The sequence below is a fragment of the Streptomyces violaceorubidus genome (assembly GCF_000717995.1).
GTDB classification, from domain to species: Bacteria; Actinomycetota; Actinomycetes; order Streptomycetales; family Streptomycetaceae; genus Streptomyces; species Streptomyces violaceorubidus.
In genome coordinates this window covers 1-219 of sequence record NZ_JODM01000249.1, presented here as the reverse complement: position 1 = coordinate 219, position 219 = coordinate 1, and the positions used below count along the sequence as shown (strand labels likewise).

At 62.1% G+C, this 219-nt stretch carries 1 pseudogene; it reads left to right on the top strand.

Features of this window, described 5'->3' with window-relative positions:
• Window positions 1-98: pseudogene (locus tag IE94_RS39790) on the top strand (IS5/IS1182 family transposase); the annotation flags it as partial.
• Window positions 99-219 lie beyond the last annotated feature (121 nt).

The following is a 219-nucleotide window of genomic DNA, read 5'->3' as shown; positions in this document are numbered from 1 at the left end:
GCCTGAAGTCCTGGCGGATCTTCCGCAGGTCCCGCTGCAGCCCCAACCGCATGACGTCAATCGCCAAGGCAGTCCTCACACTGGAGCTGCAACGCTGAAAATGCTCAGTGAGCCTCTTTCGCTGGTCAGCGGGTGTGGTGACGAGACAGGGCCCCTTGTCGTTGGCGTGGTGATCTCACTCATCACACCGGCGACCGAAGGGGCCCTGGTGGTTCCGTA